This window comes from Nocardiopsis alba DSM 43377, from assembly GCF_000341225.1.
GTDB lineage: Bacteria > Actinomycetota > Actinomycetes > Streptosporangiales > Streptosporangiaceae > Nocardiopsis > Nocardiopsis alba.
The window spans coordinates 148,990-169,136 of sequence record NZ_ANAC01000003.1 but is presented as its reverse complement, the minus strand read 5'-3'; the positions used below and the strand labels follow the sequence as shown (position 1 = coordinate 169,136).

The window sequence follows — 20,147 nt, the reverse complement described above, 5'->3', positions numbered from 1 at the left end:
CGGGGCCGGGCCGTCCGAGGGACGCGTCCGAAAGGGGTGGCCTGGGAGGTCGCGCCCGCGCGCGGCCTCGCCCCGGTCACCGGACGACCTCTGATCTGGCTGCTCGTCGGCTATCCCCTGTGGTGGGCTCTGGGCATGGGCCAGTTCGCCTACTGGCTGTTCGCCGTACCGATGTTCGCCGAGCTGGTCCGGCGGCACCGGACGGTGGGCCTGCGGGTCCCCCCGTGGTTCTGGGTGTGGGGCCTGTTCCTGGTGTGGACCCTGCTCGGTCTGGCCCTGGTGCCCCTGACGATGCCGGGGACCGTCCCCGAGAGCGGGGGCTTTCCGGGGGCGATCCTCAGAGCGGTCAACTACCTGGTGCTGACCGTGGTGATGCTCTACATCGGCAACCTCACCGAGCGTGAACTGCCGGTGCGCCGCGTCGTGTGGGCCCTGGCCGTGCTGTGCCTGGTCACCGTGGCCGGCGGCTACCTGGGGATGCTCGCGCCGCGGTTCGAGTTCACCGCGCCGCTAGAGTACCTGATGCCCGGTTCCCTGGCCTCCGACCCCTACATGCAGACGTTGATCCATCCGGCCTCCGCCCAGGTCATGGACATCTTCGGCTATGAATCGGCCCGGCCGAAGGCCCCCTGGGAGTACACCAACATCTGGGGCTACATGCTGTCCCTGCTCCTGGTGTGGCTCGTACTGGGGTGGATCCTCCAACGGACCGGGCCGGTCCGCTGGGCCGCGCTGATCGTCGTCGTGGCCTCGGTGGCCCCGGTCGTCCACTCGCTGAACCGCGCGCTGTGGGCCGGCCTGGTCCTCTCGGTGCTCTTCGTCGCCGTACAGGCGCTCCGCCGGGGTCGGGTGGTCCCTGTCCTGGCCGGCACGGTCGCGATGCTCTTCCTGATGGCGGGCCTGTTCCTGTCCCCCCTCGCCGACGTCGTGCGCGCGCGGGCGGACAACCCCCACAGCGACGACGGCCGCGCCGCCACCAACTCCGCCTCCGTCGAGGCCGCCGACCTCTCCCCCATCGTGGGGTGGGGCACCACGCGGGAGTCGTTGGGCAGTTCCGACTCGATCGCGGTCGGCCCCACCGCCGAGTGCCCCGGCTGCGGGCAGCACGTGATCGGCAACGCCGGTCAACTGTGGATGACGCTCATCGCCGGTGGTTGGGTCGGCACGGCCCTGTTCGTGGCCTTCTTCGTCCTGGTCGCGTGGCGCTACCGTTCCGCGACCACCCTGGTCGGGCAGGGAGCCCTGCTGACCGTTCTGCTGCTGTTCTGGTACATGTTCTTCTACGTCGCGCTCATGTCCCCGCTCGCCGTCACCATGATCGCCGTCGCCCTCCTGTGGCGCGTCGAGGAACCGAGGGTGTCGGCACGACGGGGGCCCGCGCGCACCGGCGGGGGTGCCTGGTGACCACAGAGACCACCTACCTGACCGATCTCGCCGCCGTGCTGTGGCCCTGCGGCGGACTGCTCGGTACCGGAGACGGAGGCCCTCGCAACGCGCCTCCCCGGCGCCGGGGGCACCAGTACCTGCCGGTGCCCAGCGCGCACAACCCGAGGGTGATCCTGCCCGTGCACGACCGCTCGGCGGCCACCCGGGGCATCACCTCCTTCGCGCAGAACCACTCCCTGCGCGAGCGCCTGCGCACTCTGCTGCTGACCGGGGCCTTCGCCAGCGGGGTGGCCCCGCTCCTGCTGCGCGACCGGCTGTACGTGGGCGCCGGCCCGGGGATCGAGCACGCGCTCGCCGCCGCGCTGGACCGCGATCTGTCCATCGCGATCCACCTGGGACCGCCGCGCGCCAACCGCAAACCGGTCCTGCTGTTGTTGACCCCCGGCGGGCGGACCATCGGCTACGCCAAGGTCGCGGTCAACGAGCTCACCGGCCGGCTGGTCCGGGCCGAGGCCGAGGCGCTCCGGCTGCTGTCGGAGGCGAGACTGCCGGACGTGACGGTGCCCCGTCTCCTCTACGAGGGCGAGTGGAACGGACAGCCTCTGCTGGTGCAGGAGGGGCTCCCGGTGGGCGGCCAGACCGACCGCCCCACCCGCCACCAGCTCCTGCGCTGCGTCACCCGGATCGTCTCCGTGGCCCCGGTGACCGAACGCCGACTCTCGATGAGCCCCTACCGGAGCGCGCTGGACGAAAGGATCGCCAAGCTCGGCTCCCGGCCCGAGGTGGGCCCTCTGCGCGCCGCGCTGCAACGCCTCCCGGACGTGTCCCTATGCTTCGGCGCCTGGCACGGCGACCTCACCAGATGGAACATCGCCGGCACCGCGAGACGGGCGTTCGTCTGGGACTGGGAACGCCTGTCCTTGGACGCCCCCGCCGGGTTCGACGCCCTGCACTACGACCTCAACGAATGCGTTCAGGCCGGGGTCCACCCGGGGGTGCACCGCTGGCTGGACAGCGGCGCGCGGCTTCTGCGCGACCCTCTCCTGGCCGAGCTCGGAGTACGACCCAACACGGTCTCCACCGTGATGGCCCTGTACCTGATCGACCTGGCCACCCGCTACCTGCACGATCGTCAGGCGGAGAGCGGAGGTCACCTCGCCGCCGTCGACGACTGGCTGCTCCCCGCCCTGGAGGGGCTCCAGGAACGAGCCGCCCACGAGGCCGTCCACACCGGTTGAACGACCGATGTCATCGGACGGCACGCGTCCCGACCCCGTCGTCGCCGCGGCGGGGCCACGTCTCACAACGAAGGAGCTCGCGATGTCCCGGGCCACCTCTGCGCTGAACCGCCTGGCCGTCCCGGCCCGGCGCGCCCTGCTACCGATCGCCGACGGGCTGGGGGGCGTGACCAGTCCGGCGAGGGCCCTGCCGGACTTCCTCATCTGCGGAGCCCAGCGGTCGGGTACCACCTCGCTGTTCAAGGCCTTGTGCTCGCACCCCGCGATCTCCGGTCCGACCCTGCGCAAGGGGGTCCACTACTTCGACACGGGATACCACCGCGGCCTGTCCTGGTACCGCTCGCACTTCCCTCTGCGCGGCGGTCTGCGGTCCCGATGGGGGCGACCGCGGACCCTGGTCTTCGAGTCCAGCCCGTACTACCTGTTCCACCCCCTGGCCCCGGAGCGGATCGCCCGCGAACTGCCCGGGGTCAAGGTCGTGGTGCTCCTGCGCGATCCGGTCGAGCGGGCCTACTCCGCGCACGCCCACGAAACCGCCCGGGGCTTCGAGACCGAATCCTTCGCGCGCGCGATCGAATTGGAGCCGGAGCGTCTGGCGGGCGCCGAGGAGCGCCTGATCGAGGACCCGGGCCACTACTCCCATTCCCACCAGCACCACGGGTACGTGGCGCGCGGACACTACGTGGATCAACTGCTGCGCATGGAGGCCCGGGTGGGGCGGGATCGCATGCACGTGGTGGACTACGCCGACCTGTTCGACGGAACCTCCCGCGCGTTGGAGGAGATCGTCCGCTTCCTGGGCCTGCCCACCACCCCCATGGCCGCGCCCGGCCGCCACAACGCCCGTAAGCGCTCGGTGATGCCGGACTCCCTGCGCGCCGAACTCACCGCCCGGTTCACCGAGAGCGACGCCCGCCTCGCCGACTGGTGGGGGCGCACCCCCTCGTGGTCGATGTGACGTCGGCGGAACACCGCGTCGACCGCGGAACCCGCCGCGTACTGCGCGGCGGGGTGATCAACATGGCGGGCGCGGTGGTGAGCGCCGCGCTCAACCTGGCGTTGATCGTCGCGATCGCCCGCGCCTTCTCCCAGGAGACGGCGGGCCTGCTGTTCTCCGCGACGTCGGTGTTCCTGATCATGACGGCGGTGGCCAACCTGGGAGCCCCGGACGGGCTGGTGTACTTCATCGCCCGGCTCCGGGTGTTCGGCCGCCCCGGAGGCGTCCCCGCGCTGTTGCGGCTGGCCATGGGACCGGCGGTGGTGACGGCGTCCCTGGTCTCGGTGCTCCTGCTGGTGTTCGCCGACCCCCTCGCCGACGCCCTCGGCCCCGAGGAGGCCGCCGCCTACCTGAGGATCCTGGCGCTGTTCCTCCCGTTCGCGGTGCTCACCGACACGGCCCTGGCCGCGACCCGGGCCCATCACGACATGTCGGCGACCGTCCTGGTGGACCGGGTCGGTCGGCCGCTGGCGCAGCTCGCGCTGGTCGGAATGATCGCGTTGACCGGTTCGGTCGGGCTGCTGGCCCTGGCCTGGGCCGGCCCCTACCTGCCGGCGGCGGTGCTGGCCTGGTTCTGGGTGGGTCGACTCGTACGCCGCTCCGTTCCCGAGAGCGTCGCCGTGCCGCCCGACGACGAGGGCCCGGTCACCCCGGCGAGGTTCTGGGCCTTCTCGCTCCCTCGCGCCCTGGGCGGGGTCGCCCAGATGGGGGTGCAGCGGGGCGGGGTGGTGATGGTGGCACTGCTCGGCGGCCTGAGCGGGGCCGCCGTCTTCACCGCCGCCACCCGGATCATGGTGGTGGGCCAGTTCGGCACCCAGGCGGTGCTGTACGCGGCACAGCCCCGTTTCGTGGAGCTCCTGGCCGCGGAGGACCACTCGGGCGTGCGCTCGCTCTACCAGGCGGGAACGGCCTGGCTGGTGTGTCTGAACTGGCCTCTCTACCTCTCCGCGCTGGTGTTCGCCCCCGAGGTGATGCGGCTGTTCGGAGACGCGTACGCGACCGGCGCCGTGGTCCTGGTGACCGTGTGCCTCGGACAGTTGACCGGGGCGGTCCTGGGCATGGGAGACCTCGTGCTCACCATGACCGGACGCACCGGCCTGAACCTGCTCAACAACCTGCTGTCGTTGCTGGCCAACGTGGGGGTGTGCCTGCTATTGGTGCCCTCCCACGGAGCGGTGGGCGCGGCGGTGGCACTGGTGATCGCGGTACTGGTGCGCAAGACCCTGCCCCTGTGGCAGTTGCGTTCCTTGGTGGCGCTGCATCCGGTGAGTCGTCCGGTCCTGGTCGCCGTGGGCTGCGCCCTGGTGTGGTTCGGCGGACTCCCCCGGGTCGTGGAGGCGATGACCGGGGGCGGACTTCCGGCCCTGGGGATCTCCATCGCCGCGGGCGTCCTCGGGCACCTGGCGTCGCTGTGGTGGCTGCGCGACCACCTGTCCCTGAGGTCGTGGAGGTGAACCCGAGAGCCCCGACCCCGCACTCGCACATCCCGGTTCATGACACACGGTTATGAGTTGATCACGACATGTCTGCACGTCCGGTCCTTCTGGTGGCCTCCAGCGGCGGTCACCTCACCCAGTTGTGCTCGCTACGTCCTTGGTGGCGGGACAGAGAACGCGTGTGGGTCACCTTCCGCACGCCCGACGCCGAGGCCGCCCTCGGCGGGGAGAACGTGCGGTGGGCCTTCCACCCGACCACCCGTCACATCGGCAACCTGCTGCGCAACACGGTCCTGGCCCTACGGGTGATGGGCGGACGGCGCCCCTCCGTGGTCGTCAGCACCGGAGCCGGGGTCGCGTTGCCCTTCTTCGTGCTGGCCTGGGCGCTGCGGATCCCGACCGTCTACATCGAGGTCTACGACCGCATCGACACGCCCACTCTCACCGCCCGTCTCTGCAAGCCGTTCACCAGGCTGTTCCTCACCCAATGGGAGGAACAGCGTTCGTTCATGCCGACCGCGATCACCGTAGGACCACTCCTGTGACCGAACAGACCACACGCCCGAATCCGCACCGAGACGACGAGGACGACCATCCCGACGTGGTCGTCAGCGTCGGCACCGACCACCACGCGTTCGACCGCCTCGTGCGCTGGATCGACGACTACGCCCGCCGCCACCCGGACCTGAGGATCCTCGTCCAGTACGGGCACGGATCCGCGCCGGAGCGGGCCTCCGGCGTTCCGTTCCTGCCCGGGGACGAACTGACCGAGGCGATGCGGCACGCGAGGGTGGTGGTCGCCCATGGCGGCCCCGGCACGATCACCCAGGCCAGGTCGGCGGGCCGGATGCCCATCGTGGTGGCCAGGGACCCGGAGTTGGAGGAGCACGTCGACGACCACCAGCTGCTGTTCGTCGAACGCATGGAGGGGGCCGGCCGGATCCGCGGCTGCTCGACCGCCCAACAACTGCACACGTTCATCGACAAGGCGTTGGCCTCCCCGGAGGACTTCCGCGTGGCACCCGAGACCGACGGCGGGGCCGAGCGGGCGGCCCTGCGCGCCGGAGAGCTCATCGACTTGGTGACCGACGGCGCCACGACCGAACCGGTCACGCCCACCGCGGTCGTGGACGACACCTGGCCGGAGGTGACCGTGGTCGTCCCGACCCGGGGCCGCCCCGAACTGCTGCGCCGCACGTTGAGGGCGGTGGCCGAACAGGACTACCCGGGGCGCGTCACCACGATCGTGGTGTTCGACAACGACCGCCCCGACCCCTCCCTCGCCCTGGACGAGGGGGAACGTCGGGTCGAGGTGATGACCAACACGCAGACGCCCGGGCTGGCGGGAGCGCGCAACACCGGGGTGCTGGCCGCCGTCACCGACCTGGTGGCCTTCTGCGACGACGACGACACCTGGCTGCCCGACAAGCTCCGCGCCCAAGTGGAGATCATGCGTTCCGAACCCGGAACGGACATGGTGTGCTGCGGGATCCGGGTGGTCTACGACAAGGTGGAGTCCGAGCGGGTCCTGGACCGCACCAGCGTCTCCTTCGGAGACCTGTTGGGTTCGCGCCTGACCGAGCTGCACCCCTCCACCTTCCTCATCCGCCGTTCGGCCATGGTGGACGGTTGCGGCGCGGTGAGCGAGGAGATCCCGGGCAGCTACGCCGAGGACTACGAGCTGCTGCTGCGTCTGGCGCGGCGGGGGCCGATCCGCAACATCCCCGAGGCGGGCGTACGGGTGCTGTGGCATCGCAAGTCCTTCTTCGCCGAACGTTGGCAGACCATCTCCACCGCGCTGCGCTGGTTGTTGAGGCGCTACCCGGAGTTCCGTCTGGTGCCGCGCGGCTACGCCCGCATCACCGGCCAGATCGCCTTCGCCGAGGCCTCGGCCGGCCGTCGTGGGCGGGCTCTCCGCTGGATCGGCACCACCCTGCGGGCACGCCCGACCGAAGGGCGGGCCTACCTGGCGTTCCTGGTGATCTGCGGGGTGCCTCCGGGCTGGATCCTGCGCATGCTCCATCTGCGCGGCAAGGGCGTCTGAGAACGTTCGGGGCCGTCCCGTCCGGGACGGCCTCGAAATACGTGGCGTCGCGGGGGGAGGGGTCACTAACCTCCGGGTGAGGCCGGCGGTTCCGCCGGTGGGTTCGAAGGGGGAGACACATGATCAGAGAGGCCACGGTCGCGGACGTGGAGGGGGCCGCGGACACGTTGGCGGAGGCGTTCGCCGACTATCCGTTCACACGGCACACGATCACCGCCGACGACCACCTCGCGCGGCTCCGGGAGTTCCAGCGGATCTTCCTCGCCGAGGTCGGTCTGCCGCACGGACGCGTCCACGTCTCCGATGACCTGGCCGCCGTCGCCGTGTGGTCGACCCCGGACTCGGGTGGGGCCGACGTCACGCTGGAACGGCTCCTGCCCACCCTGATCGAACTGGCCGGGGACCGGGCCGACGCCTACGCCTCGGCGGAGGCGACCATGGAGCGCCACCGCCCGACCGGACCGGTGTGGTTCCTGGGCACGGTCGGGGTCCGCCCCGACGCCCAGGGGCGCGGACTGGGCCGAGAGGTCGTTCGCGCCGGTCTGCGCGAGGCCGACGCCGGCGGCGTGCCCGCCTTCCTGGAGACCTCCGCCCGGGGGAACGTGCGCCTGTACGAGTCTCTGGGGTTCACCGTCGACGCCGAGTACGACCTTCCCGACGGCGGTCCGCGTACCTGGGCGATGTCCCGGCCCGCGGGGGGCTGAACGGTCGGGGAGGACGCCGGCCGCGCCCGACCGGTGCCTTCCCCGACCGTCAGTCCTGTTCCCGCCCCTGCTTGCGCCGCTCGGCGAAGTCGACCAGTTCGCGTACCCGGTCGGGCAGGTTCACGTACGGGTCCTGGCCGGCCAGCTTGAAACCGCGCAGGGCATGGGGGTTGACGCTCACACGGAAGTCGCAGCCCTCGGAGACCTTGTTGTCCCAGAGCTTGACCGCGCGGACGCGCTCGTAACGTTTGAGGACCTCGGGGATCTCGGCGTACCACTCGTAGGTCTCGGTGGCCCCGATGTCGGTGGTGCCCATCTCACCGATCATGACCGGTTTGGTCGGGTCGATCCCGTGCTCGGGCCCCTCCCGTTGGATCCACTCGTAGGCGGGGGCCAACGCCTCCTCGAAGGAGACCACGTGGTTCCAGTTCGGCTGGGAGTCACAGTCGGTCATGTTGTAGGCCTCCCAACTGAGCCAGTCGACGTAGTCGTTGCCCGGCCAGAGCCCGGGGAGCCGATCGAGGTTGTCGGGCCAGCCGGTCACGTTCCACACCCAGACGGCGTTGTCGGCCCCCTCTCGCCGGTACAGGTCGACGATGTGCCGCCAGGATTCGACGAACTCCTCGGGGGTGCCTCGACGGTTGTAGCGTCGGTTGGCGTCGGCCTCGTGGTCGAAGGTGATGAAGTAGGGGACCCCGGTCTCGGCGACGGCGCGTGCCTGGGAACGGAGGGAGTCGTCGAACTCTCCGGCGATGATCTCCCGGTAGGGGATGTCCGGACGGCCGGGAGAGCCGAAACGGCGCGCCTCGATGTTGGTGTGGACGAAGCGGCCCTCCTCGATCATCCGCAGTTCGCGCTCTCCGGGCACCCTGGCCTGGTCGATCCCCCGCCAGGTGTAGACGATGTCCATGTTCCGGCCGACCGCCTCCTCCAGCGGTTCGACCTCGTCCTGGTAGGGACTGGCCCCCCACCAGACGCCGCAGGAGGTCTCGAGGATCTCCGAGACGGTGCAGCCGGTCGCTCCGACCGGCGGTAGCCCGAGAAGGGCCTCCGGGTTCGGAGGTGGTCGCAGGGCGGTCAGGGGGCGGGCCTTCGGCGCCTTCGGCGCGTCCGCGACCGTGGGCGTGTCTCCGGCCCCGGCCAGTCCCAGCGCGAAGAGGAGCGCCCCCGTCGCGGCCATGCCCCGTATCGGTCCGCCACCCATGATCCATCGCCTCCTCTTCCCCTTAGATGACACAGGGTAACAAAGGTATGACGATACGTTATTTTCCGTGCAGGCGACACCCCCTGAGCACATAGGGGGACATCAGTACCCGTAGCGCCCACGAGTGGGGGCGGTGACCGCCTCGACCAGACACCGCCTCCACGGGGCGAACTCCTCGCGCCAGCGGTGATCCGCCCGGACCCCCACCGGGCCGGACCGGAAGCGCATCGGGTTCCCGGAGACCGCGTGTCCCTCGGTCGGCTCCACCCCCGCGCCCCCCAGGTCGAGCGGCGGACCGTCGTGGCCCACGAAGTCGGCGATCCGGCCGAACTCCCGGTCGGGGTCGGCCACGAAGTCCTCGTAGCGGACCCTGAGCGTGGCCACCCCTCGCCGCGCCAGCGCGTCCAGGGTGGCGTTCTGGGTCATCCACTGGACCGCCGCACGGCCCGCGGAGTAGCGCGCCATCTCCTTCTCCCGACTGTCGGGCGAGGCGTCGGGGCGGGCCACCCTCCTGCCCCAGGAGTGGGCCACCGCCCGAGGGTCACGCACCACGTGCAGAAGGCGCATCCGATCGCCGTACCCGCGCCTCAGGCAGGCCGCGAGGGAGGCGTGTTTGCTCGCGTCGACGACCACCCGCGCCCCGGAGACCTCCGCCACCGCCCCGTGGAGCCGGTGGTAGAGGTCGACGTAGAGGCGGCCGCGCGTCGCGAACGCGCCGTTCCCCCACTCTCCGTCGAGCAGGGCCGGCAGGAAACGGGTGCGATCCACGCCGTCCTTGAGGCGCAGGACCCCGTCCACGTCCAGGCCTCCCCAGCCGCCGAAGGCCCGTTCCCCGACCTCGCTCCAGAAGCCGCAGTCGAGAAAGGCCTTCCCACAGCCGCAGCGCTCGTTCTCCAACAGCCCCCGGCGCCACAGGTGCACGGTCTCTCCGACGGAGCAGAACCCGGGCAGCTCACCGAGGAGACGTTCGATCAGGGTCGAACCGGAGCGGCCCATTCCTCCGACGAAGATCAGACGATATCCATCCACACCTTCAGGTTATTACTTTCGGTGACGGACCATGACCGGAAGGTCGTCGGTGTCGGGGAGCCCCGGACACGACGCGGCCCCGGACCGGAGGTCTCCCTCCGGCCCGGGGCCGTCCCGTCGATCCTCACTCCGGATTGTGGACGCGCGGGGTCTCCACAGCCCGGTGGGTCCTACAGACCCTCGACGTTCAGCAGCAGGTTGACCGTGCCGCTCGGGACGCCGCTGATCTTGTCGGCACCGCCGTTGTCGATCATCCAGTCCAGGATGGTGCCCTGGTCGTCGTCACCGAGGCTGCTCTTGTACAGAGCCGCGGCGCCGGCGACGTGCGGGCTGGCCATCGAGGTGCCGCTGTAGCTGTCGGTCCCGCCACCGGGGATGGTCGATTCCACGTCCACGCCGGGGGCGTAGATGTCCACGGCCGAGCCGTAGTTGGAGAAGGAGGCCGCGCCGTCGGACGAGTCGGAGGCGGCGACCGTGACCACGCCGGAGGCGCCGCCCGGGGAGACGTTGCCCGCGTCCTGGCTCTCGTTGCCCGCGGCGACGGCCACGAACACACCGGACTCGGCCAGGGCGTTCACCGCGTCGTCGACGGCCTGCGAGGCCGGGCCGCCCAGCGACATGTTGGCGACGGCGTTCGGACCGGCGTTCTCGGCCACCCAGTCGATGCCCGCGATGACGTCGTCGTAGGTGCCGGAGCCGTCGTCCCCGAGGACCTTCACGCCGAACAGGTCAGCGCCGGGGGCGACACCGTAGCTGTCGGAACCGACCGTGCCGGCCACGTGGGTGCCGTGGCCCTGACGGTCGAGACCGTCACCGCCGGTGGCGTCGAAGCCGACCTCGGCGCGACCACCGAAGTCGGGGTGGTCCGGGTCGATGCCGGTGTCGATGATGTACGCCGAGGAGCCGGAGCCGTCGGCCTCCGTGGTGTACGAACCGTCCAGGGGCAGGTCCTCCTGGTCGATCCGGTCCAGGCCCCAGGGAACCATGGTGGTGACCTCACCGACCTGCTCGATGTAGGCGACACCGTCCTGAGCCCGCAGGTCCTCGACCTCGGACTCGCTCAGCGTGGCCGAGTAACCGTTGAGGGCCTCCTCGTAGGTGTGGTTCACCTGGTCCTGCGAGATGCCGAAGGACGAGGGGGACACCGAGGCCGTGCTGACCGAGTCCTCCAGCACGACGATCCAGTCGCTGGAGGCGGAGGCGTTGGTGTAGACCGGCGCGAGGTCGGCCGCACCGGCGCTGACGGCCCCGGAGAGGGCCATGGGGATGGTGAGCGCGCCGACCGCGACGGCGCCGATCGCGACCCTGCGAGTGGGGTGCTTCTTCACGCGGTTCCTCCTTATGAGGGAGATCGGGGGTCAGGGGTACACAGAGGGGTCCTCACCGTGCGTATTCGCCCGATTGAGACCCACCTGCGATTTGGACACTTTAGGCAGACTTGAACCGTTATTGCCAGAGCCCCAGGGATTTTTTTCTTCTCGTTTCATTCATCCCATGTCTGACACCCGGGCACGTTCACCCCTTCGATGCCTGACACCACGCCAGGTCCGACCCGCTGGACAGGCACCTAACGCCCGGTAACCCCACCCCCTCCAGAGACCCCATTAACACCGAACCGACTGGAACCGGGGCCCGGAAAAAGACTTATGTTTCTTTTACATCTGGAAATACGACTGCAGGATCTCACCTTCGATCCGCAGGTCCGAGGGCGACTCGATCCGCCCCCGAACACACGAGAGCGGGACCGCCCGAAGGCGATCCCGCTCTCGTGCGGCGTGGGGGAGGTCAGTCGGCCTTGACGACCATGCCCGCCCCGACGGTGACGTTGGTGGCCTCGTCGATGAGGATGAAACCGCCGGTCTGACGGTTCTTCGCGTACTCGTCCACGAACAGGGGCTGGGTGGAGCGCAGCCGCACCCGCCCGATCTCGTTGAGCGCCAGGTGGTCGGCCTGCTCGTCCCTGTGCAACGTGTTGACGTCCAGGCGGTAGCGCAGATCCTTGACCATCACCTTCGCGGTGCGGGTCGTGTGCTTCACGATGAGCTTGGAACGGGGGGTGAGTTTGCGCGCGTCCGTCATCCAGCACACCATCGCCTCGATGTCCTGGGAGACCACCGGGGTGTTGTTGGGCCGGCAGATCATGTCGCCCCGCGAGATGTCGATCTCGTCCTCCAACAGGAGGGTGACCGACATCGGCGAGAAGGCCTCGGCGACCTCGCCGTCGGCCGTCGAAATCCTGGCCACCCGGGTGGCCAGGCCGGAGGGAAGATGGACGACCTCGTCCCCCGGCTTGAGCACTCCGCCCGCGAGCCGGCCCGCGTAACCGCGGTAGTCGTGCAGTTCGGGGTCGCTGGAACGGTGCGGCCGGATCACGTACTGAACGGGGAAGCGCACGTCGATCAGATTGCGGTCGGAGGCGATGTGGACGTTCTCCAGGTGATGGAGCAGAGAGCCGCCCTCATACCACGGCATGTTCTCCGAGCGGCTCACCACGTTGTCGCCGTGCAGCGCCGAGATCGGGACGAAGGCGAGGTCGCGGGTGTCCAGCTTGGCCGCGAACTCCGCGAACTCGGCCTTGATCTCCTCGAAGCGCTCCTGGGAGTAGTCGACCAGGTCCATCTTGTTGACCGCCAGCACCAGGTGCGGAACCTGGAGCAGGGTGGCGAGGAAGGCGTGCCGGCGGCTCTGCTCCTGAAGGCCCTTACGGGCGTCGACCAGGATGATCGCCAGATCCGCCGTAGAGGCTCCGGTGACCATGTTCCGGGTGTACTGGATGTGGCCGGGGGTGTCGGCGATGATGAAGGTGCGCTTGGGGGTGGCGAAGTAGCGATAGGCCACGTCGATGGTGATGCCCTGCTCCCGCTCGGCGCGAAGGCCGTCGGTGAGCAGCGCCAGGTTGGTCTGCTCCTCGCCCCGGGCGACGCTGGTGCGCTCCACCGCGTCGAGTTGGTCCTCGAAGATCGACTTGGAGTCGTACAGCAGCCGGCCGATCAGGGTGCTCTTGCCGTCGTCGACGGAGCCCGCAGTGGCGAACCGCAGAATGTCATTGCTCATGATGCCTGGTCCTAGGTATGGAGGGGACTATCGCCTGAAAGGGGAGGTCTCGCCTGCGCGCGAGCTAGAAGTAGCCCTCGCGCTTGCGGTCCTCCATGGCGGCCTCTCCGGCCCGGTCGTCGGCGCGGGTCTGGCCGCGCTCGGTGATCCGGGTGGCCGCGATCTCGGCGATGATGTCGTCCAGCTCCACCGCGGTGGACTTGACCGCCCCGGTGCAGGTCAGGTCGCCGACCGTGCGGTAGCGCACGGTCTCGGTGAAGGGCACCTCGGTCTCGTCCCTCGGGATGATCGGGGAGGCGGCGAGCAGGATGCCGTCGCGCTCGAAGACCTCGCGTCGATGCGCGTAGTAGATCGAGGGCAGGTCCAGCCGCTCCCGCTTGATGTACTCCCACACGTCCAGCTCGGTCCAGTTGGAGATGGGGAAGACCCGGATGTGCTCACCCCGATCGATCCGGGTGTTGTACACGTTCCAGAGCTCGGGACGCTGATTCTTGGGGTCCCACTGGCCGAACTCGTCGCGGAAGGAGAAGACCCGTTCCTTGGCCCGGGCCTTCTCCTCGTCACGACGCGCGCCCCCGAAGGCCGCGTCGAAGCCGTGCTCCTCGATCGCCTCCAGCAGCGCGGAGGTCTGGAGGCGGTTGCGTCCGGCCCAGCGGCCGGTGGGCTCGACGACCTTGCCCGCGTCGATCTGCTCCTGGACCGAGGCGATGACCAGGCGGACCCCGGCCTCCTTCACCCGACGGTCGCGGAACTCGATGACCTCGTCGAAGTTGTGGCCGGTGTCCACGTGCATGACGGGGAAGGGGATCGGCCCCGGCCAGAAGGCCTTCTCCGCCAGACGGAGCATCACGATGGAGTCCTTGCCGCCGGAGAAGAGCAGGACCGGCCGCTCGAACTCGGCCGCCACCTCGCGCATGATGAAGATCGACTCGGCCTCGAGAACGTCCAGCTGGGAGAGCTGGTAGCGCCCGAGGGTCTGCTGACTCGCCTGACCCATGGAATCCGCCTTAGAAGTACCGACACACGACCGGACCCAGGCGGAGGGTCCTTACCGTTCAGCCCCCCGCGTGTGGACCGGCGCTATCTAGGTCCGCGCCGTCGCGGATGCTCGCCAACAACATACCCGACAATTCCGATCGGCATACAAGGATATCGGGGAGTAGCGGGTCCGCCACGTTATAGCGCAATTCGGACCCGTCGATCCGGGAGGCGTGCAACCCCGCGGCGCGCGCCACCGCCACCGGCGCGGCGCTGTCCCACTCGTACTGTCCGCCCGCGTGCACGTAGATGTCGGCGATCCCGAGCATCACGGCGCAGATCTTCGCCCCCGCCGAACCCATCGGGACGACCTCGGCCCCCATCTGGGTGGCCATGCGCTGCACGAACGCCGGAGGCCTGGTGCGGCTGGCGGTGATCCGCAGACGCTGCCCCTCCGGCCGCTCCTCCGGGAGCCAGGGCGGATCCACCGTGGACAGGCAGCTCCCCTGGGAGGGGAGCGCGACCGCCCCCGCGACCAGCTCGCCGTTCTCCCACAGCGCCACGTGCACGGCCCAGTCGGTACGGCCGGGCTCGGAGAACTCCCGGGTGCCGTCCAACGGGTCGATGATCCACACCCGTCGCGCCTTCAGCCTCGACTGATCGTCGACACCCTCCTCCGACAGCACCGCGTCACTGGGACGCAGCCGCCCGAGCGCCGAGAAGAGGAACTCGTGCGAGGTCCGGTCCCCCAGCGTGCGCAGTACCTCCGGCTCGTCGAAGCCGTGCCGGGCTCGCAGGCGCAGCAACAGCTGACCGGCCTCGGAGGCCAGGTCCCGGGCCACCTCATGATCGTTTCGGATACTCTTCACCGGCTAGTAAGCTCCCGCCCCACGGATCACCGCTGACCACGTCTTCCACAGGATCTGGATGTCCAACGTCAGCGACCAGTTTTCCACGTACCGCAGATCCAGGCGGACCGATTCCTCCCAAGAGAGGTCGGAACGACCGCTGACCTGCCAAAGACCCGTCAATCCCGGTTTGACCACCAATCTCCGACGGACGTCGTGCCCGTAGCGGGCGACCTCCTCCGGCAGCGGCGGCCTGGGACCGACGAGCGACATCTCTCCGCGCACCACGTTGACGAGCTGGGGAAGCTCGTCGAGGGAGTAGCGCCGCAACCATGCCCCGACAGGGGTGACGCGGGGGTCTCGACGCATCTTGAAGAGCACACCGTCGTGCTCGTTTCGGGGTTGTAGCACCGACTTCAAAGTCTCGGCGCCGACCACCATCGTACGGAACTTGTACACGGTGAACTCGCCCCCGTCCCGACCCACACGGGTCTGTCGGAACAGTGCCGGCCCGTCCCCCTCGGCCCGAATGAGCACGAACAGCACGATGAAAAGGGGTGAGAGCAGGAGGAGGGCCAGGGAGGCGGCGCAGCGATCGAAGACCCCCTTGATCAGCCGCCGGGCCCCGACCAGCTCGGGGTGTTCCACGTGGAGGAGGGGCAGACCGGCGACCGGACGGATGCTGGTGCGCGGGCCCGCGACCTCCATGAGGGCCGAGGCGACGGTGAGGTCGGTCCCGCTCTTCTCCAGCTCCCAGGCCAGCCGACGCAGTGCCACCCCGTCCATCTCCGGACAGGCCAGGACGGCGACCGTGTCCGCGTCGACCAGGGCGGCGGCGTCGGCCGCGTCGGCGAAGGTGCCCAGGACCGGACAGCCCTCCACCTCGCTCAGGTCCGTCTCGTGCGCGGGCAGGCACACGCCCACGACCCGCATGCCGTGGTAGATCTCGTCGCGAAAGCGCGTGATGAGCTCACCGGCGGCGTTCCGATACCCGACGACCACCACGCCGCTCATGCACGCACCGACCCGACGGCTCTGGTGCAGGGCCTTGCGGCGCGCGTAGCGCAGACCGAGGCTGAGCAGGACGAGCAGGGGCAGGGTGACGAGCACGTAACCGCGGGCGAGGTCGAACTTGACGGCGTAGGCCCCGATGGCGACGGTCGCGGCCAGCAGCGTTCCGGCCACCGCGACCCGGCGGTACTCTTCGGTGCCCACACCCAGGAAGCGACGTTCGTACCCGCCTCCGAGTCGGACGAAGACCACCCAGACCAGGGGCAGTACGAGCGAGAGGGCCAGGTAGGGCGCGGTGGTGGTCGCCGCGAGGGCGTCATGGAACCGGGCCGCGGTGCCTGCGAGGGTCGCGGTCAGGGCGGCGATCAGGTCGAGTCCGACCAGGCCGACGATGTAGGGGCGTACCCAGGCGCGGGTTCCGCCTCCGGACGGCCGGATCGGCGGACGTCGATGGCCGCCGCCCTTCGGCCCGGCCGAGGTGTCCGTCTCCGAACGCGGCGCCGGCCGGACGGTGGGTTCTCCCTGGATGGTCCCGCTACCTGTGACCACGTCTTCCCCTCAGGTTTCAGACACTCACCTTGAGTAGTCGCCCCTGGCGCCATGGGGCTCATGTGGAGGGTATGAGCGGGGCGCGCCATCGGGCGCAGAACACCTACTGCCAACCCGAACAGTAGCTAAAAGTAGTCGAGAAGTCGCTCGGAGTTGTTGCTTGTCAAGGAAGAAGTCCTGCTCAAGGGGAGAATGTGGCTATCCCGAGACCGGAAAGGCCTTCCTCGGCCCACCCCCGAGGGTCAGAACCGAACCGCCCGGCGCCTGCGACCGAAACCCTGTGCGGAACGTGATCGCCCCGGCCGAGGAGAACACCTCGGCCGGGGCGTGGAGCACGTCCCACCGGAGACGACCCTTCCGGGCTCAGGCCAGGCTCGGGTCCATCACGGCGGCCAGCCGCAGGTGCGGCCCGGCCGCCTCCTTCTCCCCCTGCCTACGGAGCGTGGTCCCCAGAAGCAGGTGGGCGTAGGCGTCGTCGGCCCCGTCGGCGATCAGCCCTTCCAAGGTCCGGCGCGCCCGACCCAGCTGGGCCGAGTGGTAGTAGGCGCGGGCGGCGAGCAGGCGGAGCGCCCGGTCGGAACCGTGCTCCTCCAGCAGGGGGCCCAGGAGTTCGAGGGCTCCCAAAGGGTCGCGCAGGTCGACCAACGCCTCGGCTCGACGCAACCGCTCCACCTCCTCCGGGAGCCTCCGGGGGCTCCGCCGAGCGGCCTCCCCCAGAAACTCCTCGATGAGTTCGGAGGGCTGGGCGCCGGCCAGGGACATCCCGTTGAGGACGAAGGTCGGCGAGGTCGCCACCCCCTCGGCCTTGCCGACGAGGAGGCGTTCGCGCACGAGCCGCTCGCCGCCCCCGTCGGCCAGAACGGACCCGCCCCGCTCGAACCCGGCCTCGGCGGCGAGCGCCGCCAGGACCTCCGGGTCGCCGATGTCCCGTTCCTCCACGAAGTGGGCGCGCAGGACCCGTTCGGCCACGGCGTCCTGGAGAGCGGGGCCGCCCTCCTCCTCGGCCAGGGCCAGCAGACGGTGGGCGCGCCGGCTGTCGACACGCCACGCGGCACCCCAGCGATCCCCGAGCCCCTCGGCCGCGGCGATCTCCGACACCCGGGCCCAGTTCTCCTCCAGAGTCGTGCCCGCCGGGCCACAGGAGAGCATCGCGTCCTCGACGAAGGGGTCGCGCACCGCCTCATCCAAGGGTTCGGACACGGCGGGGGCCGCGGGGTCGATCAGGTAGGGCCGCCACACGACCTCGACCTTCTCGCCCTCGTGGTTCCGCAGCGCCCGCTCCAGCCGACGCCTGCCGATGTAGGCCCAGGGGCAGACCACGTCCGCCCAGATCTCGATCCTCATGCCATGAAGATAAACGACAAGCGTTGTTAAAGCAACACCTGTCGTTTATGCTGTGGATCATGAACCCCGACGATCCCCGGGTCCGACGTACCCGAGAGCGCCTGCGCGCCGCACTGTTGTCACTGTCCGAGGAACGAGAGCTCTCCTCCCTCACCATGTCCGCCGTCGCGCGACGGGCCGAGATCAACCGGGCCACCGCCTACCAGCACTACGCGGACCTGGACGCCCTGGTCGCCGACGCCATGGAGGACGCGGTGTCCCACGTCGCCGAATGCGCCGCGCTGTGCCCCCTGGACTCCCCCGACGGCGCCACCCCCGCGCCCCTGGTCGACCTGTTCTCGCACGTGGCCGACAACGCCGTCCTCTATCGCAGGATGTTCACCGAGCGCGGAGGCTCCCGCTTCGCCGAGGTCCTACGAGAGCGCGTCGCCCGAGAGCTGCTCCCCGGGTTCGACGCGGGCAGGAGACCGGCCCGTCACTCCGAGGTTCCTCCGCCCCTGCACGCCTCCTTCGTCGCCGGCGCCCTGGTCGGAGCGATCGCCTCCGCCGCCGAGACCGACCGCTCCCCCGGCGTCGACGCCCGCGACACCTGGATCCTGCTCACCACGTGACCCCCCGCGACGACGAACGTCCCCGCCCCGGAGCACCCGGGACGGGGACGTTCGCGACCGCGAACCTCAGGCCGCGGTATGGAAGACGTTCTGGGCCCGGCCCAACCCCTCGGTGAGGATCGTGCGGACCGCGTCGGCGGCACGTTCGACGTTCAGCTCCAGCTCGGGACGTTCCGTCGAGGAGAAGTCGCGCAACACGTGGACGGCCGGGTCCATTCGACCGGGCGGACGCCCCACGCCGAAACGCACCCGCAGGTAGTCCGGCCCGGACAGCGAGGCCGTGGTCGACTTCAGACCGTTGTGGCCACCGGAACCGCCACCCCGCTTGAGCTTGAGCGCGCCGTAGTCGATGTCCATCTCGTCGTGCACGACGACGATCCGCTCCATCGGGACCTTGTAGAACTTCGCCAGACCGGCGATCGGCCCACCGGACACGTTCATGAAGGTGCGGGGCTTGGCCAGGACCACGGAGGAGCCGTCGATCCGCGTCTCCACGACGTCGGCGTTGGCCTTGTGCGCCTTCCAGCGCTCACCCTTGTCGGCCGCGAGGGCGTCCACCACCATGAACCCGGCGTTGTGCCGGTTCCCCGCGTACTTGGGGCCGGGGTTGCCCAACCCCACCACCAACCAACGTTCGCTCTCCGCCATGCCCTCGTCGTCCTTGTTCTTCCCGACGCCCAACCTGCTCAACAAGCCCCACATGCCGCGAGCCTATCGGGGTCGGTCCACCCTGAACCCGAAACGCCGAACGCGCGGACCCAGGAAGGGACCGCGCGTTCGAACTCGAAGCGTGGAATGCGCACACCGAACTACTCGGCGGCGGCCTCTGCGGCCTCGGTGCTGGTCTCCGGCTCGTCGGCCACGCGCGGCGCGGAGACGGTCAGGACCGTGGTCTCCGGGTCGTCGATGAGCGTGGCGCCCTCGGGCAGCACGATCTCAGCGGCGGTGGGGACGGCACCGATCTCCAGACCCTGAATGTCGAACTCGACCTGGCCGGGGATGTTGTGGGCCTCGACCTCGACGCGCACGGTCACCAGCTCCTGGTTGAGAACACCCGGGGCCTTGACCTCGCCGGCCAGGACCAGGGGCACCTCGACCTCGACCTTCTCGCCCTTGGTGACGACCAGCAGGTCGACGTGCTCCAGGAACCCCTTGATCGCGTCGCGCTGCACACTCTTGGGCAGGGCGAGGTTGTTCTTGTCCAGGCCGTCGAGACGGATCAGGACGTTCGGGGTCTTCAGGGCGAGCATGAGCTCGTGGCCCGGAAGGTTCAGGTGGCGGGGCTCGGTGCCGTGGCCGTAGAGGACGGCCGGCACCTTACCCGCGCGGCGGGCGCGACGGGAGGCGCCCTTGCCGAATTCCGTGCGGGGCTCGGCAGCGATACGTACCTCGGACACGACAAAACTCCTCGGGTTCAACCCCGCAACACGGGGAACACGACTCCATTAGTACGAACGATTCTCGCCCTCGGCGGAGAATACGACGGGGTCGCCCGGCTGGCAGGGGACTCGACCGCCTTGGTTCCAGGCGTGCCCGGCGAGCCGTCACCGGACCCGCTTCGGCCCGGGAACGCTCGTCGCGCACCCCTGCCCGCGTTGTTTCCGAACGGTTACACACGAAGACACGTGGAATCCGTCCGGGCACGGGGACACTCGGCCAAGTCTACTGGTTCCGGTGACGACTCCGTACATGCCCCACAGAGACCCCCGGCGGA

18 protein-coding genes are annotated in these 20,147 nt (G+C 69.8%); 8 read left to right on the top strand and 10 right to left on the bottom strand.

All coding sequences use genetic code 11. From position 1 onward, the window contains the following. The first annotated feature begins 36 nt into the window (after positions 1-36). From D451_RS0103140 to D451_RS0103110, 7 genes are all read left to right on the top strand, one after another. Complete coding sequence (locus D451_RS0103140; protein ID WP_017533400.1) at positions 37-1,404, top strand: ABC transporter permease family protein; 1,368 nt, start codon at positions 37-39, stop codon at positions 1,402-1,404. Then, positions 1,401-2,624 carry an aminoglycoside phosphotransferase family protein gene (locus tag D451_RS0103135; protein ID WP_014910832.1) on the top strand — a complete coding sequence of 408 codons (1,224 nt, stop codon included), beginning with the start codon at positions 1,401-1,403 and terminating at the stop codon, positions 2,622-2,624. Before D451_RS0103140 ends, D451_RS0103135 begins: the two co-directional genes overlap by 4 nt. Before the next feature lie 82 nt (positions 2,625-2,706). Beyond that, the gene (locus tag D451_RS0103130; protein WP_017533398.1) at positions 2,707-3,582 is read left to right on the top strand and encodes a sulfotransferase domain-containing protein; all 876 of its coding nucleotides are present in this window, start codon (positions 2,707-2,709) and stop codon (positions 3,580-3,582) included. Beyond that, positions 3,552-5,075, top strand: a complete 1,524-nt coding sequence (locus D451_RS0103125; RefSeq protein ID WP_017533397.1) for a lipopolysaccharide biosynthesis protein — start codon at positions 3,552-3,554, stop codon at positions 5,073-5,075. Before D451_RS0103130 ends, D451_RS0103125 begins: the two co-directional genes overlap by 31 nt. Before the next feature lie 68 nt (positions 5,076-5,143). Next, positions 5,144-5,602, top strand: a complete 459-nt coding sequence (locus D451_RS0103120; protein WP_017533396.1) for a glycosyltransferase family 28 protein — start codon at positions 5,144-5,146, stop codon at positions 5,600-5,602. Further along, complete coding sequence (locus D451_RS0103115; RefSeq protein WP_017533395.1) at positions 5,599-7,101, top strand: glycosyltransferase; 1,503 nt, start codon at positions 5,599-5,601, stop codon at positions 7,099-7,101. The genes D451_RS0103120 and D451_RS0103115 overlap by 4 nt, the downstream gene beginning before the upstream one ends. 119 nt (positions 7,102-7,220) lie before the next feature. Then, complete coding sequence (locus D451_RS0103110) at positions 7,221-7,805, top strand: GNAT family N-acetyltransferase (RefSeq protein ID WP_017533394.1); 585 nt, start codon at positions 7,221-7,223, stop codon at positions 7,803-7,805. A 49-nt stretch (positions 7,806-7,854) separates the two neighbouring features. Here D451_RS0103110 and D451_RS0103105 read toward each other — a convergent pair whose 3' ends face one another. The 8 genes from D451_RS0103105 to D451_RS0103070 all read right to left on the bottom strand — a co-directional run bounded on the left by D451_RS0103105 (position 7,855) and on the right by D451_RS0103070 (position 17,822). Then, positions 7,855-9,009, bottom strand: a complete 1,155-nt coding sequence (locus D451_RS0103105; protein ID WP_017533393.1) for a glycoside hydrolase family 26 protein — start codon at positions 9,007-9,009, stop codon at positions 7,855-7,857. 102 nt (positions 9,010-9,111) lie between these two features. Next, entirely contained in the window at positions 9,112-10,005 is an 894-nt protein-coding gene (locus D451_RS0103100; protein ID WP_036567692.1) for a sulfotransferase, read from the bottom strand. Positions 10,006-10,208: 203 nt separating this feature from the next. Then, positions 10,209-11,366, bottom strand: coding sequence for a S8 family peptidase (locus D451_RS0103095; RefSeq protein ID WP_017533391.1), 1,158 nt, complete (start codon positions 11,364-11,366; stop codon positions 10,209-10,211). A gap of 457 nt (positions 11,367-11,823) precedes the next feature. Continuing rightward, positions 11,824-13,092, bottom strand: coding sequence for a sulfate adenylyltransferase subunit CysN (gene cysN / locus D451_RS0103090; RefSeq protein WP_017533390.1), 1,269 nt, complete (start codon positions 13,090-13,092; stop codon positions 11,824-11,826). A 64-nt stretch (positions 13,093-13,156) separates the two neighbouring features. Then, the gene (gene cysD / locus D451_RS0103085; protein WP_017533389.1) at positions 13,157-14,089 is read right to left on the bottom strand and encodes a sulfate adenylyltransferase subunit CysD; all 933 of its coding nucleotides are present in this window, start codon (positions 14,087-14,089) and stop codon (positions 13,157-13,159) included. A 58-nt stretch (positions 14,090-14,147) separates the two neighbouring features. Next, entirely contained in the window at positions 14,148-14,939 is a 792-nt protein-coding gene (locus D451_RS0103080; protein WP_014913556.1) for a 3'(2'),5'-bisphosphate nucleotidase CysQ, read from the bottom strand. 3 nt (positions 14,940-14,942) lie between these two features. Then, a complete protein-coding gene (locus tag D451_RS0103075; RefSeq protein ID WP_017533388.1) occupies positions 14,943-16,478 on the bottom strand; it encodes a sugar transferase in 1,536 nt (511 codons plus the stop codon). Positions 16,479-16,841: 363 nt separating this feature from the next. Next, positions 16,842-17,822, bottom strand: a complete 981-nt coding sequence (locus tag D451_RS0103070; RefSeq protein WP_017533387.1) for a DsbA family oxidoreductase — start codon at positions 17,820-17,822, stop codon at positions 16,842-16,844. Positions 17,823-17,869: 47 nt separating this feature from the next. On the opposite strand from D451_RS0103070, the gene D451_RS0103065 reads away from it, so the two are divergent. Then, complete coding sequence (locus D451_RS0103065) at positions 17,870-18,433, top strand: TetR/AcrR family transcriptional regulator (protein WP_017533386.1); 564 nt, start codon at positions 17,870-17,872, stop codon at positions 18,431-18,433. 66 nt (positions 18,434-18,499) lie between these two features. Here the strand turns inward: D451_RS0103065 and pth are convergent, their stop codons facing one another. Both pth and D451_RS0103055 read right to left on the bottom strand, forming a co-directional pair. Then, complete coding sequence (gene pth, locus D451_RS0103060) at positions 18,500-19,135, bottom strand: aminoacyl-tRNA hydrolase (protein WP_017533385.1); 636 nt, start codon at positions 19,133-19,135, stop codon at positions 18,500-18,502. 107 nt (positions 19,136-19,242) lie between these two features. Further along, on the bottom strand, positions 19,243-19,830 hold the full coding sequence (locus D451_RS0103055) for a 50S ribosomal protein L25/general stress protein Ctc (RefSeq protein ID WP_017533384.1): 588 nt from the start codon (positions 19,828-19,830) through the stop codon (positions 19,243-19,245). Between the last annotated feature and the right edge of the window lie 317 nt (positions 19,831-20,147).